At 68.9% G+C, this 13,278-nt stretch carries 18 protein-coding genes and 1 pseudogene; 4 read left to right on the top strand and 15 right to left on the bottom strand.

Annotated features, from left to right (window positions below; all coding sequences use genetic code 11):
* The first annotated feature begins 279 nt into the window (after positions 1-279).
* Entirely contained in the window at positions 280-576 is a 297-nt protein-coding gene (locus MKK53_RS18795) for a hypothetical protein (RefSeq protein WP_243930228.1), read from the top strand.
* A 60-nt stretch (positions 577-636) separates the two neighbouring features.
* Here the strand turns inward: MKK53_RS18795 and MKK53_RS18790 are convergent, their stop codons facing one another.
* From MKK53_RS18790 to argH, 3 genes are all read right to left on the bottom strand, one after another.
* Complete coding sequence (locus tag MKK53_RS18790; protein WP_243930227.1) at positions 637-1,338, bottom strand: invasion associated locus b family protein; 702 nt, start codon at positions 1,336-1,338, stop codon at positions 637-639.
* A 129-nt stretch (positions 1,339-1,467) separates the two neighbouring features.
* Positions 1,468-1,746: a hypothetical protein gene (locus tag MKK53_RS18785; protein WP_243930226.1), complete on the bottom strand. Its 279-nt coding sequence runs from the start codon at positions 1,744-1,746 to the stop codon at positions 1,468-1,470.
* A gap of 98 nt (positions 1,747-1,844) precedes the next feature.
* Positions 1,845-3,236, bottom strand: coding sequence for an argininosuccinate lyase (gene argH, locus MKK53_RS18780; protein WP_243930225.1), 1,392 nt, complete (start codon positions 3,234-3,236; stop codon positions 1,845-1,847).
* A gap of 42 nt (positions 3,237-3,278) precedes the next feature.
* Between argH and tlpA the strand changes: the two genes are divergently transcribed.
* The 3 genes from tlpA (at position 3,279) to recA (ending at position 7,302) form a co-directional block, all read left to right on the top strand.
* Positions 3,279-3,920, top strand: coding sequence for a thiol:disulfide interchange protein TlpA (tlpA, locus tag MKK53_RS18775; protein WP_243930224.1), 642 nt, complete (start codon positions 3,279-3,281; stop codon positions 3,918-3,920).
* Positions 3,921-4,123: 203 nt separating this feature from the next.
* A complete protein-coding gene (locus MKK53_RS18770; protein WP_243930330.1) occupies positions 4,124-5,881 on the top strand; it encodes a carbamoyltransferase in 1,758 nt (585 codons plus the stop codon).
* 359 nt (positions 5,882-6,240) lie between these two features.
* Positions 6,241-7,302, top strand: coding sequence for a recombinase RecA (gene recA, locus MKK53_RS18765; RefSeq protein ID WP_243930328.1), 1,062 nt, complete (start codon positions 6,241-6,243; stop codon positions 7,300-7,302).
* Between the two features lie 594 nt (positions 7,303-7,896).
* Here the strand turns inward: recA and rpsQ are convergent.
* The 12 genes and pseudogenes from rpsQ to MKK53_RS18705 form a co-directional block, all read right to left on the bottom strand.
* Positions 7,897-8,163 carry a 30S ribosomal protein S17 gene (gene rpsQ / locus MKK53_RS18760; RefSeq protein WP_243930223.1) on the bottom strand — a complete coding sequence of 89 codons (267 nt, stop codon included), beginning with the start codon at positions 8,161-8,163 and terminating at the stop codon, positions 7,897-7,899.
* A 10-nt stretch (positions 8,164-8,173) separates the two neighbouring features.
* The gene (gene rpmC, locus MKK53_RS18755; protein WP_243930222.1) at positions 8,174-8,389 is read right to left on the bottom strand and encodes a 50S ribosomal protein L29; all 216 of its coding nucleotides are present in this window, start codon (positions 8,387-8,389) and stop codon (positions 8,174-8,176) included.
* Between the two features lie 11 nt (positions 8,390-8,400).
* On the bottom strand, positions 8,401-8,814 hold the full coding sequence (gene rplP / locus MKK53_RS18750; RefSeq protein WP_243930221.1) for a 50S ribosomal protein L16: 414 nt from the start codon (positions 8,812-8,814) through the stop codon (positions 8,401-8,403).
* 8 nt (positions 8,815-8,822) lie between these two features.
* Positions 8,823-9,569 carry a 30S ribosomal protein S3 gene (gene rpsC, locus MKK53_RS18745; protein WP_243930220.1) on the bottom strand — a complete coding sequence of 249 codons (747 nt, stop codon included), beginning with the start codon at positions 9,567-9,569 and terminating at the stop codon, positions 8,823-8,825.
* A 10-nt stretch (positions 9,570-9,579) separates the two neighbouring features.
* Positions 9,580-9,966 carry a 50S ribosomal protein L22 gene (gene rplV / locus MKK53_RS18740; protein WP_238206638.1) on the bottom strand — a complete coding sequence of 129 codons (387 nt, stop codon included), beginning with the start codon at positions 9,964-9,966 and terminating at the stop codon, positions 9,580-9,582.
* A 1-nt stretch (position 9,967) separates the two neighbouring features.
* The gene (rpsS, locus tag MKK53_RS18735) at positions 9,968-10,246 is read right to left on the bottom strand and encodes a 30S ribosomal protein S19 (RefSeq protein WP_012319190.1); all 279 of its coding nucleotides are present in this window, start codon (positions 10,244-10,246) and stop codon (positions 9,968-9,970) included.
* Between the two features lie 5 nt (positions 10,247-10,251).
* Positions 10,252-11,088, bottom strand: a complete 837-nt coding sequence (rplB, locus tag MKK53_RS18730) for a 50S ribosomal protein L2 (RefSeq protein ID WP_243930219.1) — start codon at positions 11,086-11,088, stop codon at positions 10,252-10,254.
* Positions 11,089-11,109: 21 nt separating this feature from the next.
* Positions 11,110-11,406, bottom strand: coding sequence for a 50S ribosomal protein L23 (locus MKK53_RS18725; protein ID WP_238206644.1), 297 nt, complete (start codon positions 11,404-11,406; stop codon positions 11,110-11,112).
* Positions 11,403-12,023, bottom strand: coding sequence for a 50S ribosomal protein L4 (gene rplD / locus MKK53_RS18720; RefSeq protein WP_243930218.1), 621 nt, complete (start codon positions 12,021-12,023; stop codon positions 11,403-11,405). Before rplD ends, MKK53_RS18725 begins: the two co-directional genes overlap by 4 nt.
* A complete protein-coding gene (gene rplC / locus MKK53_RS18715) occupies positions 12,023-12,748 on the bottom strand; it encodes a 50S ribosomal protein L3 (RefSeq protein WP_243930217.1) in 726 nt (241 codons plus the stop codon). The genes rplD and rplC overlap by 1 nt, the downstream gene beginning before the upstream one ends.
* A gap of 49 nt (positions 12,749-12,797) precedes the next feature.
* Positions 12,798-13,106: a 30S ribosomal protein S10 gene (gene rpsJ, locus MKK53_RS18710; RefSeq protein WP_007569268.1), complete on the bottom strand. Its 309-nt coding sequence runs from the start codon at positions 13,104-13,106 to the stop codon at positions 12,798-12,800.
* Between the two features lie 73 nt (positions 13,107-13,179).
* A pseudogene (locus MKK53_RS18705) lies at positions 13,180-13,278 on the bottom strand (elongation factor Tu); the annotation flags it as partial.

Raw genomic sequence — 13,278 nt, 5'->3', positions numbered from 1 at the left:
TCTTTACCGGGCCGACGAGGCATTCGTCGGCCGCGGTGATTTGATGAGCGTCGCTTGCGCCGCGTCACCAAACGCTAAAGCACTGCGAGTGCTCACGAATGCCTCGCGGTCCTTCGGTCAGGAGGACAATGTGACTGTTCTGCCCGTCCCGCATCGCACACCGAATTCTCCCCTCGCACGCTGTCGACGCTAGCGGTTTCTCCGTTCGTTTCGGAAGTCACCGGCCCGTCACCGCAATCGGGCACGGCTCTTGCGCCGGCCCTGGGAGTCGCTCGTCCGATGCCCCCTTCACTCACGCTCGTCACGCCCGTGGATCAGCCCAGCACCGCCCTTCCGGCCGCAGAGCCGCCTCCGCCCTTCCCGCCCGGGCCCGCCCTGGCGCGGGTCATCGAGATCGGCGAGGTGGCCGCAGGCATCGCCGTCCCCGAGGAAAAGGGCGTGCGGTTCTTTTCGGCGTCGCGGGATTTCGACGGCCTGGACGGCCAGCTGTTCCGCAGCCCGGAGCAGGCGGCCCGGGCCGTCCGCGAGCTGACCCGGCCCGGCGCGCGCAAGGCCCCGCGCCCGGTGGCGGTGTGATCGGCCGGCGCGGCGCCCCGGCTCAGCCGCCGTGCGCCCGCCCCTGCGGGTGCACGAAACCTATCTGGCGCACTCGTCGCGGGCCCGCTTGATCGCGTCCGCGAAGCCGGCCAGCTCGTACTCGTCGCTCGTCGGATTGCCGCGCAGCGACGTGGTCTTGATCGTGAGCTTGGGCGAACGGCCGCTCATCTCGGTGACGACCCGCGATTCTTCCGTGGGGTTCTGGAGCCACGCGTTGCCGTCCTTGACGACGAGCCCGTAGCGGGATGCGCCGAGGCTCAGGCTCGGGTCGGTGGGGGCCGCGGGGGTGCCGGCCTTGATCTGGGCGGCGGCGGGCTTCGGCGGGAAGCCCAGCATCACCGCCACCTCGTTGGCGACGTTCTCCGCCTTCCGGACGGTGACGAAGAGGTAGGCGCTGTCGCGCTTCAGCGTCTTGGGGGAGCGGCTCTGCGGCTGGGCGATGGCGTAGCAGATGCGGGTGGGGCCGTCGCCGTTCACGAAGACGTTCCAGCCGCCGAAGATCGCCACCGGCACGGCCTGCTGCATCCCCGGGGGCGACATGGCGCTGCGCTCGCTCTTCCGGCTGCTCCGGCGGGCGGCATGGCGCGAGCGCCGGGAGGGGGCCGTGTCGGCGGGGGCCTCCGCATCCTGCGCCTGGGCCGCGCCCGCCCCGAACAGGCGGCCCGCCATCGGGTCCGGCGGCGCGGCACAGGCCAGAAGCGCGATGATGCCGACCGGAACCAGATGGGAGACGCGGACCATATTCATTCCCTGCGAGCGTCAGCCGAAACGAGCTGTGCCGTTAGGAAATGAGTAATGAACCTCGCTTGGGACGACAGCAAGGCGGGCGGCGACGAGCGCCGTGGACTGAATCCCGGGCAGACGCCGTCCTCAGCCCACGCGGAGCTCGGCCGCCATCGCCGCCGGGGCGACGACCACGGGGGCGACCTCCTCCACCCGCACCGTCACGGTCTCCTCGGCGAGGGCCGCCACGGGGGCGGGCCGCCGCCGGGGCGGATCGTTGTAGGGGGTGTTGTAGCCCTTGCGGACCGCCGCCCAGAAGACCTCCCGCGACAGGTCGGTGCCCACCAGGGCGGCATCGATCATCGCGGAGGCATGGGCTGCCAGTTCCGCCGCGTCCTCGGGCTTCATCCAGCTCTCGATCGACATGCTGTACGGTCTCTCCGGTCGGGCGACGGTCCCCGTAGCGCAGCGCACCTAGCTAGACTGTGAACGCGCGAACGGCCCGGCGGTTGCGGCGCATCATTTCACCGTGATTCACCCTCCAGCCGCGCGATCCACGCGCCCGCCTGCCGCCGGACGTTGTCGGGGGCGGTGCCGCCGTAGCTCGTCCGGCTCGCCACGGAATTCTCGACACCAAGCACCGCGTAGACGGCATCGGTGATCTTCGGCTCGGCCTCCTGCATCTCGGCGAGCGACAGGGCCTCCAGCCCGACGCCCTTGGCCGCCGCCACGCCGACGAGGCGGCCGGTGACGTGGTGCGCCTGCCGGAAGGGCATGCCGAGTTCGCGCACCAGCCAGTCCGCGAGGTCGGTGGCGGTGCTGAAGCCGGAGCCCGCCGCCCGGGCGAGGGTCTCGGCCACCGGCTCCAGGTCCCTGACCATGCCGGTCATCGCCGCGAGGCAGAGGGACAGGGCCTGGAGGGCGTCGAAGGTGCCCTCCTTGTCCTCCTGCATGTCCTTCGAATAGGCGAGCGGCAGCCCCTTCATCACGATGAGCAGGCCGGTCAGCGCGCCGACGATCCGCCCGGCCTTGGCCCGCACCAGCTCGGCGGCGTCGGGGTTGCGCTTTTGCGGCATGATCGAGGAGCCGGTCGTGTACCCGTCCGAGAGCCGCACGAAGCCGAACTGGGCCGAGGTCCACACCACCAGCTCCTCCGCAAAGCGCGAGAGGTGGACGGCGCAGATCGAGGCGGCGGCCAGCGCTTCCAGGGCGAAATCCCGGTCGGCGACGGAGTCGAGCGAGTTGGCGGTCGGCCGGTCGAAGCCCAGCGCCGCCGCCGTGGCGTGCCGGTCGATGGGGAAGGAGGTGCCGGCCAGCGCCGCCGCGCCGAGGGGGCACTCGTTGAGCCGCGCCCGCGCATCCCGGAACCGGCCCCGGTCGCGGGCCAGCATCTCCACATAGGCGAGGCAATGGTGGCCGAAGGTCACCGGCTGGGCCGATTGCAGGTGCGTGAAGCCCGGCATCACCGTGCCCGCATGGGCCAGCGCCTTGTCGGCGAGCGCCCGCTGCAGGTCGGCGGCCTGGGCGTCGAGGGAATCGAGGGTGTCGCGCACCCACAGCTTCATGTCGGTGGCGACCTGGTCGTTGCGCGAGCGCGCCGTGTGCAGGCGCCCGGCCCCGGGCCCGACGATCTCCGTCAGCCGGCTCTCCACGGACATGTGGATGTCCTCCAGCTCGCGCTTGAACACGAAGGTGCCGGCCTCGATCTCGTCGCGGATGGACTTGAGCCCGGCCTCGATCGCCGCCACATCGTCGGCAGGCAGGATGCCCGCCGCCCCGAGCATCGCGACATGCGCCAGCGAGCCGCGGATGTCCTGGGGCGCGAGCCGCTTGTCGAACCCGATGGAGGCGTTGATCTCCTCCATGATCTCCGCGGGTCCGCTCGCGAAGCGCCCGCCCCACATCCGGTTGCTCATGTCGATCCTTCCGCGCCGCGCCGTTCCACAGAGGCAAGCCTGATGCCCGTCCGCAAAGGTCTCGCTGCGGGCGCCGGGCTCGCCGCCCTCGGCCTTGCCGGGTTTGCCCTATACGGGAGCGGTCTCGGGGGCGGCAACGGGGGGGTGGCCTCCGGGCCCTGCGCCGGCTCGGCCCCCGCCCTCGCCCGCATCGACGCCGCCGCCCGGGGCGAGGTGGCGGCCATGCAGGCCCCCAAGCAGGCCAAACCCGCCCCCGATATCGCCTTCAAGGGGCCGGACGGGGCCGAGACGAGCCTCGCCGCCCTGAAGGGCCGGCTGCTGCTGGTGAACCTGTGGGCGACGTGGTGCGCCCCGTGCAAGGCCGAGATGCCCGCCCTCGACCGTCTCCAGGGCGCCCTGGGCGGCCCGGACTTCGCGGTGGTGGCGATCAACGTCGATACCCGCAACCTCGACAAGCCGCCGCAATGGCTGAAACAGGCGGGGATCGCGCACCTGCCCTTCTACGCCGACCCCGCCGGCCGGGTGCTTCCGGTGGTCCAGCACCACGCCGATTCGGCCGGGCTGCCCACGACGCTGCTCATCGATGGCGCCGGCTGCACCATCGGCGTGATGAAGGGCGGGGCGGACTGGGCGAGCCCCGACGGCCTCACCCTGATCCGCGCCGCCCTGGGCCGGACGTCCTGAGGGTCGTCCGCAGGCGATCGGGGGCGCCCCGGTGCCCCACCCCGTCTTTGCGAGCGCACGCGAAGCAATCCCGGGGCGGAGGCCGACTTTGACGAATATGGCGTGTCCCTCGGTTGCGTCGCTGCGCGCGCGATGACGGCGAGCGCAGCGGGAGGTGAGGGACGCCGTTGATCGCATGGCCGGTGCGGGCTAACCCGGTGGGGATGCGGTTCTATCTCGGTCTGGCGACCACCTTCCACGATCCGGCCCTCGCCCTGGTGGGGCCGGACGGCACGCTCCTCTTCGCCGAGGCGACGGAGCGCTTCCTGCAATACAAGCGGGCGCCCAATTGCGAGCCCGATGCCCCGGCGCGGATCGCCCCCCTGCTGCGCGAGCACGTCCCGCCCGGCTCCGAGATCGTCGTCGCCTCGACCTGGGGGCCGCAATTCAGCGACTTCCTCCGGGGGCAGGCCCAGGCCGGGACCTTCGACCTGCCGACGCTGGCCGGGCATTCCGTGGACCTGAACGCCTCCTTTGTGCCCGAGCAGGCCGAACGGGTGTTCATCGCCGACCTCCACCTCGCCCAGGCGCGGGCGGGGCTCGGCACCCTCCTGGCCCTCTCCCAGGACGTCCGCACCGGGGGCGGTTCTCCCCGGGCGCGGGTCACCGGGCAGCGGCGCTATCCGCACCACCTCTGCCACGCCGCCTACGGCCTCTGGGGTAGCCCCTTCACCCAGGCCACGGCCCTCGTCGTCGACGGCATGGGCGAGACCGGCGCCTCGGCGATCTACCGCCTCGCGGACGGGCGGATCACGGAGGTGAAGCGCCACCGGGGGCGCGGCTCGCTGGGGTTCCTCTACGGCCTCATCACCGACCTCGCCGGGTTCGATCAGGTGAAGGGCGAGGAATGGAAGATCATGGGGCTCGCCCCCTATGGTCGCCCCGACCCGGAGCTCGCCGCGACCCTCGCCCGGCTCTGCCGGATCGAGGGGACACGCCTGCGCTTCGCCGATGCGGACACGATCCGCGCCGTCGCCGCGGACCTCCTCGCCCGGCGGCCGGCGGACGCGATGGAGAACGGCTGGGCCGACCTCGCCCGCTGCGGGCAAGACCTGTTCGGCACGCTGATGGACGCCCTGGTCGCCGAAGCCCACGCCCTGGCGCCCTCCGACAACCTCGTGATCGCGGGCGGCTGCGCCCTCAACTCCTCCTATAACGGCCGGGTGCTCGGCCGCTCGCCGTTCACGCAGCTCCACGTCCCCTCGGCCCCAGCCGACGACGGCAACGCCGTGGGCGCCGCGTGGCTCGCGTTCCACGAGGACAACCCGGACTGGACCGGCCCGCCGGAATCGGCGCGGCCCCTCACGCCCTATCTCGGCGCAAGGGTCTCGACGGGGGCGATGGAGCGCCTCGCCGAGCATGAGCCCCGGGCGCGCAGGCTCGGCCACGGCGCCGTGACCCAGGAGGCGGCACGCATCCTCGCCGCGGGCGGCCTCGTCGGCTGGGTTCAGGGTCAGGCGGAGTTCGGTCCCCGCTCCCTCGGCAACCGCTCGATCCTGGCCGACCCGCGGCCGGCGGGCGCCAAGGACGCCCTGAACGCCAAGGTGAAGTACCGGGAGGCGTTCCGGCCCTTCGCCCCGTCGATCCTGGCCGAAGCGGGACCCGACTGGTTCGAGGATTTCGCGGACAGCCCCTACATGGAGCGCACGCTGGTCTGGAAGGAGAGCGTCCGTGACCGGGTGCCCGCCGTCGTCCACGAGGACGGGACCGGCCGTCTCCAGACGGTGACCGCCGCCCGGAACCCGGCCTACGCCGCCCTGATCGCGGCATTCCGCGACCTGACCGGCGTGCCGGTGCTGCTCAACACCAGCTTCAACGTGATGGGCAAGCCGATCCTCCACACCGCGGAGGACGCGATCCTCATGTTCTACACCACCGGCCTCGACGCGCTGGTCGTGGAGGACTGGATCGTTGTGAAGTAACTTTTTTGGGGACTCCCCCCACCGTCACTCCGGGGCCGCGCAGCGGAGCCCGGAACCCAGACCCTCAGCGCACCGGAACGAAGCGCCAGCGTCGCGGGATACCGGCTGCCGGCGCGTCTGGATTCCGGGCTCTCGCCTCCGGCGAACCCCGGAACGATGGAGGAAGTACCGACCTCCGCACGAACACCACTTCACCCCCTCAACCCCCGGTCAGCCCCACCACCCCACCACCCCTTCGCCCTTGCCCGACGAGAACAAATCAAGTACGGAATGACCGATGCGGGCGCGTTGTGATCGGCGCCCTACCTCTCCATAAGGAGCCTCGCCAGATGGCCCAGCCCGCTGTGAAAGTCGCGAACATGCCGCCCGTGGACAAGGACAAGTCGAAGGCCATCGACGCCGCGCTGTCGCAGATCGAGCGGGCCTTCGGCAAAGGCTCGATCATGCGGTTGGGCAAGAACGACAAGGTGCAGGAGGTCGAGACGATCTCAACCGGCTCCCTGGGGCTCGACATCGCGTTGGGCGTCGGCGGCCTGCCCAGAGGCCGGGTGATCGAGGTCTACGGACCGGAATCGTCGGGCAAGACGACGCTCGCCCTGCACACCATCGCCGAGGCCCAGAAGAAGGGCGGCGTCTGCGCCTTCGTGGATGCCGAGCACGCCCTCGATCCGGTCTATGCCCGCAAGCTCGGCGTGAACCTCGATGACCTGCTGATCTCCCAGCCGGACACCGGCGAGCAGGCCCTGGAGATCACCGACACGCTGGTGCGCTCCGGCGCCATCGACGTGCTGGTGGTCGATTCGGTGGCGGCGCTGACGCCGCGCGCCGAGATCGAGGGCGAGATGGGCGAGAGCCAGCCGGGTCTCCAGGCCCGCCTGATGAGCCAGGCCCTGCGCAAGCTGACGGGCTCGATCTCGCGCTCGAACTGCATGGTCATCTTCATCAACCAGATCCGCATGAAGATCGGCGTGATGTACGGGTCGCCGGAGACCACCACCGGCGGCAACGCCCTGAAGTTCTACGCCTCCGTGCGCCTCGACATCCGCCGCATCTCCACGATCAAGGAGCGAGACGAGGCCATCGGCAACCAAGTCCGCGTGAAGGTGGTGAAGAACAAGGTGGCGCCGCCCTTCAAGCAGGTCGAGTTCGACATCATGTTCGGCGAGGGCATCTCGAAGGTCGGCGAGCTGATCGACCTCGGGGTGAAGGCCGGAATCGTCGAGAAGTCGGGGGCGTGGTTCTCCCACGACAGCCAGCGCCTCGGCCAGGGTCGCGAGAACTCGAAGGGCTTCCTGAGGGACAACCCGGAGGTCGCCGCCAAGATCGAGGGCATGATCCGCCAGAACTCGGGCCTCGTGGCCGAGCGCATCCTGGAGAACGCCAAGCCGACCGAGGACGACCTCGATCCGGGCGAAGCCTGATCTCACCCGCCTGCTGAGGCGGGGAACGAACCCACTTCGATACACGGCCCCGGAGATGATCCGGGGCCGTCTTCGTTTCGAGCCGGGCGCGCCGACTCCGGCCGTCCGTTCCAGCCCGAGCCCTTATCCCGGCCGTCTGCCGGGACAACGCAGTCCGCATGACTGAGCTCGTCGCCATCCACCCCGTCATTGCGAGCGGAGCGAAGCAATCCAGGGTAGCGGGACGCTTCAGGACGGCGTGCGTCCCTGGATTGCTTCGCTGCGCTCGCAATGACGGAGACGAGGGGCCTCGTCGGCTCCGACATCACGGTGTGGCATGAGCCGCCTTGGAGGAGGCTCACTGGTCGGCCGCGTGGCCTCAGCCCCCCTCCCCCGACGCCCGCCGAGGGTGAGCACCTCAGGATGACAGGGTGGGCCGGATGGCGTGGCCTATTCGGTCAGACCATCACGCCGAGGGACGACGTGGTGCCCCGCAATCGACAACCACGAACCCATCATCAGGACGCAAAACGGCGAAGCGATCCCGAGCAGGATCGCTTCGCCGTGATGACTGACTGAGAGTGAGCGAGGCCGGACGAAACGCCCGACCGCACCTCAGGCGGCTTCGCCCGATTCGGCTGCCGGAGCAGCCTCGCCCTCGACCAGTTTCCAGGTCTTGAGCTTGGAGAAGGGGCGGCATTCCTCGATGAACACCGTCTGCCCGACCTTGGCCGCATTGGCCTCGTCGTGCGCATGGTAGTTCTTCGAGCGGCGGACGGTCTTCTTCATCACCGGGTGGGTGAAGCGACGCTCCACCTTCACGACGACGGTCTTCTCGCCCTTGTCGCTGACGACGACGCCCTGCAGGACGCGCTTCGGCATGGTCTTCTCCTCAAGCCTTGGCGGCCGCGAGCGTCTTCTGACGCTGCAGCGTGCGCACACGGGCGATGTCGCGACGCACCTCACGGATGCGCGCAACGTTCTCGAGCTGCCCGGTGGCACCCTGGAAGCGCAGGTTGAACTGCTCCTTCTTCAGGTTGAGCAGCTCATCGGCGAGCTGATCAGGCGACAGCGCCTTCAGATCGGAGTGGCGTTGGGTGGTCTTCACGTGCGATCTCCTTAGTCGGCGATGCGCGTGATGATGCGCGTACGCACCGGCAGCTTCGCCGCGCCGAGGCGCAACGCCTCGCGGGCGACCTCGGCGGCCACGCCGTCGACCTCGAACATGATGCGGCCGGGGTGGATGCGCGCGGCCCAGAAGTCCGGCGCACCCTTGCCCGAGCCCATGCGGACTTCGGTCGGTTTGGTCGAGACCGGCACGTCCGGGAACACCCGGATCCAGACACGGCCCTGACGCTTCATCTCACGCGTGATGGCGCGGCGGGCGGCTTCGATCTGACGGGCGGTGACGCGCTCGGGCTCCATCGCCTTCAGGCCGAACTGCCCGAAGTTCAGGTCGAAGCCGCCCTTGGCCGCACCGTGGATGCGGCCCTTGAACTGCTTACGGAACTTGGTCTTCTTGGGTTGCAGCATGGCTTACCTCACGCGTGCTCGCGCTCGCGACGCGGGCGGTCACGACCACCCTCACCGTCGCGCTCGCGGCGCCCGCCGGAGCGGCCGCCCTCTTCCTGGGCCTTCTTGTCCTGGGCCATCGGATCGTGCTCGAGGATCTCGCCCTTGAACACCCACACCTTGATACCGCAGGTGCCGTAGGTCGTGAACGCCGTGGCGGTCCCGTAATCCACGTCCGCCCGCAGGGTGTGCAGCGGAACGCGGCCCTCGCGGTACCACTCCTGACGGGCGATTTCGGCACCGCCAAGACGACCGGAGCAGTTGATCCGGATGCCCTCGGCACCGAGGCGCATGGCCGACTGCACGGCGCGCTTCATGGCGCGCCGGAAGGCGACACGACGCTCGAGCTGCTGGGCGATCGAGTCGGCCACCAGGGTGGCGTCGATCTCGGGCTTGCGCACCTCGACGATGTTGATCGTCACGTCGGCCTTGGTCATCGTGCCGACGAGCTTACGCAGCTTCTCGATGTCCGCACCCTTCTTGCCGATCACCACGCCCGGACGACCCGAGTGGATGGTGACGCGGCACTTCCGGTGCGGGCGCTCGATCACGATCTTGGAGACCGCGGCCTGCTTGAGCTGCTTGGTGAGGGCGGCGCGGATCGCGACGTCCTCATGCATGAGCTTGGCGTATTCGCCCTTGCCGGCGTACCAGCGGGAGTCCCAGGTCCGGTTGATGCCGAGCCGGAGACCGATCGGGTTGACTTTCTGACCCATCAGATCCTCCTCACGCCGCTTCCGCCGCGCGGACTTCGCGAACCACGATGGTGAGGTTCGAGAAGGGCTTCAGAATGCGCGCGCCGCGACCGCGGGCACGGGCGTGGAAGCGCTTCAGGACCAACGCCTTGCCCACGAAGGCCTGGCTGACGACGAGGTCGTCGACATCCAGATCGTGGTTGTTCTCGGCGTTGGCGATCGCGCTTTCGAGGCACTTCTTCACATCGGTGGCGATGCGCTTGCGGGAGAACTGGAGATCGGCGAGCGCCGTCTCGACCTTCTTGCCGCGGATGAGCTGCGCCACGAGGTTCAGCTTCTGGGGGGACACGCGCAACATGCGCGCCACCGCCTTGGCTTCGTTCTCGGGGAGCGCGCGGGGGGTAGCCTGCTTGCCCATATCAGCGCCTCTTCGCCTTCTTGTCGGCCGCGTGGCCGGGGAAGGTGCGGGTCGGCGAGAACTCGCCGAACTTGTGACCGACCATTTCCTCGGTGACGTAGACCGGAATGTGCTTCTGGCCGTTGTGAACGCCGAAGGTGAGCCCGACGAACTGCGGCAGGATCGTGGAGCGGCGGCTCCAGATCTTGATGACCTCGGAGCGCGAGGAACCCCGCGCCGCCTCGGCCTTCTTGAAGAGGTAGCCGTCGACGAACGGCCCCTTCCAGAGAGAGCGTGCCATGGTGGTTACTTCTTGCGGTTATGACGGCTGGACAGGATGAAGACGTCGGTCCGCTTGTTGGACCGGGTCTTCTTGCCCTTGGTGGGGACGCCCCACGGCGTGACCGGGTTACGGCCGCCAGAGGTGCGGCCTTCACCACCGCCGTGCGGGTGGTCGACCGGGTTCATCGCCACGCCGCGGTTGTGCGGGCGCTTGCCGAGCCAGCGATTCCGCCCGGCCTTGCCGAGCGAGATGTTCATGTGGTCCGGGTTCGACACCGCACCGACGCTCGCGAAGCACTGGCCGTGCACGAGACGCTGCTCGCCCGAGTTCAGGCGAACCGTCACGTAGCCCTGGTCGCGTCCGACGATCTGGGCGTAGTTGCCGGCCGACCGGGCGATCGCGCCGCCCTTGCCGATCTTCAGCTCGACGTTGTGGACGATCGTGCCGACCGGCATGGAGCCGATCGGGCCGGCGTTGCCCGGCTTGATGTCCACGTTCTCACCGGCCACCACCTTGTCACCGGCGGCGAGCCGCTGGGGAGCCAGGATGTAGCTCTGCTTCCCGTCGGGATAGCTGACCAGCGCGATGAAGGCGGTGCGGTTCGGATCGTACTCGATCCGCTCCACCGTCGCGCTCACGTTGAGCTGGTCGCGCCGCTTGAAATCGACGTTACGCAGCGAACGCTTGTGCCCACCACCGCGGAACCGCACCGTGATGCGGCCCAGGTTGTTGCGGCCGCCCGATGAGCTCTTGCCCACGGTCAGCGACTTTACCGGCTTGCCCTTGTAGAGCTCACGGCGGTCAACGAGCACGAGCTGACGCAGGCTCGGCGTGACCGGTTTGAATGTCTTCAAAGCCATCGGCTCGTCCTCGATCCGTCCTCAGAGCCCGGTGGTGACGTCGATCGTGTGGCCTTCGGCCAGGGTCACGATCGCTTTCTTCACATCCGAGCGCTGGCCGCGAAGCCCGCGGAAAACCTTCTTCTTGCCCTTGGTGATGAGCGTGTTCACGCCCGTCACCTTGACGTCGAACAGCTTCTCGACCGCTTCCTTGATCTGCGGCTTGGTGGCCTTCGGGGCGACCCGGAAGACAACCTTGTTCTGTTCGGTGAGGTTCGTCGCCTTCTCGGTGATGACCGGGGAGACGATGATGTCGTAGTGGCGCGGATCAGCACTCATTTGAAGCGCTCCTCCAGCGCATCGACCGCCGCCTTGGTGAGCACGAGCTTCTCCCGGCGCAGAATGTCGTAGACGTTGATGCCCTGGACGGGTAGCACGTCGATCTGCGGGATGGCGCGGGCGGCGCGACCGAAATTCACATCGACCTCGGCACCGCCGATGATCAGGGCGTTCGACAGGCCCATCTTGCCGAAGGTCTCCACGAGGCCCTTCGTCTTGTGGTTGTCGACCTTGATGTCGTCAACGACGATCAGCGTCTCGGCCTTGGCCTTGGCCGACAGCGCGTGGCGCAGGGCCAGCGCACGGACCTTCTTGGGAAGGTCGTGGCTGTGGTCGCGCACGACCGGACCGAAGGCACGTCCACCGCCGCGGAACTGCGGGGCGGAGGCGGCGCCGTGACGGGCGTTGCCGGTGCCCTTCTGCTTGTACAGCTTCTTGCGGGTCCGGTTCACGTCCGAACGATTCTGGACCGCATGGGTGCCGGCACGCCGCTTGGCGAGCTGCCAGCGGACCATGCGCTGCAGAAGGTCGGCGCGGGGCTCCAGGCCGAAGATCTCTTCGTTCAGCTCAACCGAGCCGGCCCCGGCTCCGTCGAGGGTGGTGACATCGAGCTTCATCACACGGTCTCCTCAGCCACGGGGGCCTCGGGAGCCGGAGCGGAGGAACCGTTCTCACGGAACTTGCCCGGCAGCGGGACGTCGGCGGGGAGCTTGCGCTTCACCGCATCGCGGATCTGGATCCAGCCGCCGGCCACGCCCGGCACCGCACCCTCGACCAGGATCAGGCCCCGCTCGGGATCGGTGCGCACGACGCGTAGGTTCTGGGTCGTGACCCGCTCGACGCCGAGATGGCCCGGCATCTTCTTGTTCTTGAAGGTCTTGCCCGGATCCTGGCGACCGCCGGTCGAACCGATCGAGCGGTGCGAGATCGACACGCCGTGGGTGGCGCGCAGACCGCCGAAGTTCCAGCGCTTCATACCGCCGGCGAAGCCCTTACCCATGGTCGTGCCCGTCACGTCGACGAACTGACCGGGGATGAAGTGATCGGCCGTGATCTCGGCGCCGACCGGGATCAGCGCGTCCTCGGACACGCGGAACTCGGCGAGCTTCTTCTTCGGCTCCACCTTGGCGACCGCGAAGCGGCCACGCTCGGCGGCGGAGACGTTCTTGACCTTGGCCTTGCCGACGCCGACCTGCAGCGCGACGTAGCCGTTCTTCTCCAGCGTGCGGTGGGCAACCACCTGACACTGATCAACCTTGAGCACCGTGACCGGCACATGCTCCCCCGCGTCCGTAAAGACGCGGGTCATGCCGACCTTCTGTGCAATGACCCCTGAGCGCATAGGTGTCTCCCCTCGCGCGGTGAAACGGTAAGCTCTAACCCTCAGCGGGTCAGAGCTTGATCTCCACGTCGACGCCGGCGGCGAGGTCGAGCTTCATCAGCGCGTCCACGGTCTGCGGTGTCGGATCGACGATATCGAGCACCCGCTTATGCGTGCGCATCTCGAACTGCTCGCGCGACTTCTTGTCGATGTGCGGCGACCGGTTCACGGTGAACTTGGCGATATGCGTCGGCAGCGGGATCGGGCCGCGAATCGTCGCGCCGGTCCGCTTGGCGGTGGAGACGATCTCCTTGGTCGACGCATCGAGGATGCGGTGATCGAACGCCTTGAGGCGAATGCGAATGTTTTGACCGTTCATGACCTTCGGGCCTTGAGAGGGAGGACGGGGAGGCGGATCCCCGCCGCTCCCTTCAGGTTCTGGTGGTGTGGGCTCAGTCGTTGATGGCGGCGACGACGCCGGCGCCGACGGTGCGGCCGCCCTCGCGGATGGCGAAGCGCAGCTTCTCTTCCATCGCCACCGGCACGATCAG

Origin of the sequence: Methylobacterium sp. J-076 (assembly GCF_022829405.1) — a bacterium.
In the GTDB taxonomy this organism is placed as follows: Bacteria; Pseudomonadota; Alphaproteobacteria; order Rhizobiales; family Beijerinckiaceae; genus Methylobacterium.
This window is presented reverse-complemented; position numbering and strand designations above follow the sequence as displayed.

Excerpts from the sequence above, each read along its gene's own strand:
- MKK53_RS18795 (WP_243930228.1), top strand. The coding sequence starts at position 280 with ATGCCCCCTTCACTCACGCTCGTCACGCCCGTGGATCAGCCCAGCACC.
- MKK53_RS18790 (WP_243930227.1), bottom strand. The coding sequence starts at position 1,338 with ATGGTCCGCGTCTCCCATCTGGTTCCGGTCGGCATCATCGCGCTTCTG.
- MKK53_RS18785 (WP_243930226.1), bottom strand. The coding sequence starts at position 1,746 with ATGTCGATCGAGAGCTGGATGAAGCCCGAGGACGCGGCGGAACTGGCA.
- argH (WP_243930225.1), bottom strand. The coding sequence starts at position 3,236 with ATGAGCAACCGGATGTGGGGCGGGCGCTTCGCGAGCGGACCCGCGGAG.
- tlpA (WP_243930224.1), top strand. The coding sequence starts at position 3,279 with ATGCCCGTCCGCAAAGGTCTCGCTGCGGGCGCCGGGCTCGCCGCCCTC.
- MKK53_RS18770 (WP_243930330.1), top strand. The coding sequence starts at position 4,124 with ATGCGGTTCTATCTCGGTCTGGCGACCACCTTCCACGATCCGGCCCTC.
- recA (WP_243930328.1), top strand. The coding sequence starts at position 6,241 with ATGCCGCCCGTGGACAAGGACAAGTCGAAGGCCATCGACGCCGCGCTG.
- rpsQ (WP_243930223.1), bottom strand. The coding sequence starts at position 8,163 with ATGCCGAAGCGCGTCCTGCAGGGCGTCGTCGTCAGCGACAAGGGCGAG.
- rplP (WP_243930221.1), bottom strand. The coding sequence starts at position 8,814 with ATGCTGCAACCCAAGAAGACCAAGTTCCGTAAGCAGTTCAAGGGCCGC.
- rpsC (WP_243930220.1), bottom strand. The coding sequence starts at position 9,569 with ATGGGTCAGAAAGTCAACCCGATCGGTCTCCGGCTCGGCATCAACCGG.
- rplV (WP_238206638.1), bottom strand. The coding sequence starts at position 9,966 with ATGGGCAAGCAGGCTACCCCCCGCGCGCTCCCCGAGAACGAAGCCAAG.
- rpsS (WP_012319190.1), bottom strand. The coding sequence starts at position 10,246 with ATGGCACGCTCTCTCTGGAAGGGGCCGTTCGTCGACGGCTACCTCTTC.
- rplB (WP_243930219.1), bottom strand. The coding sequence starts at position 11,088 with ATGGCTTTGAAGACATTCAAACCGGTCACGCCGAGCCTGCGTCAGCTC.
- MKK53_RS18725 (WP_238206644.1), bottom strand. The coding sequence starts at position 11,406 with ATGAGTGCTGATCCGCGCCACTACGACATCATCGTCTCCCCGGTCATC.
- rplD (WP_243930218.1), bottom strand. The coding sequence starts at position 12,023 with ATGAAGCTCGATGTCACCACCCTCGACGGAGCCGGGGCCGGCTCGGTT.
- rplC (WP_243930217.1), bottom strand. The coding sequence starts at position 12,748 with ATGCGCTCAGGGGTCATTGCACAGAAGGTCGGCATGACCCGCGTCTTT.
- rpsJ (WP_007569268.1), bottom strand. The coding sequence starts at position 13,106 with ATGAACGGTCAAAACATTCGCATTCGCCTCAAGGCGTTCGATCACCGC.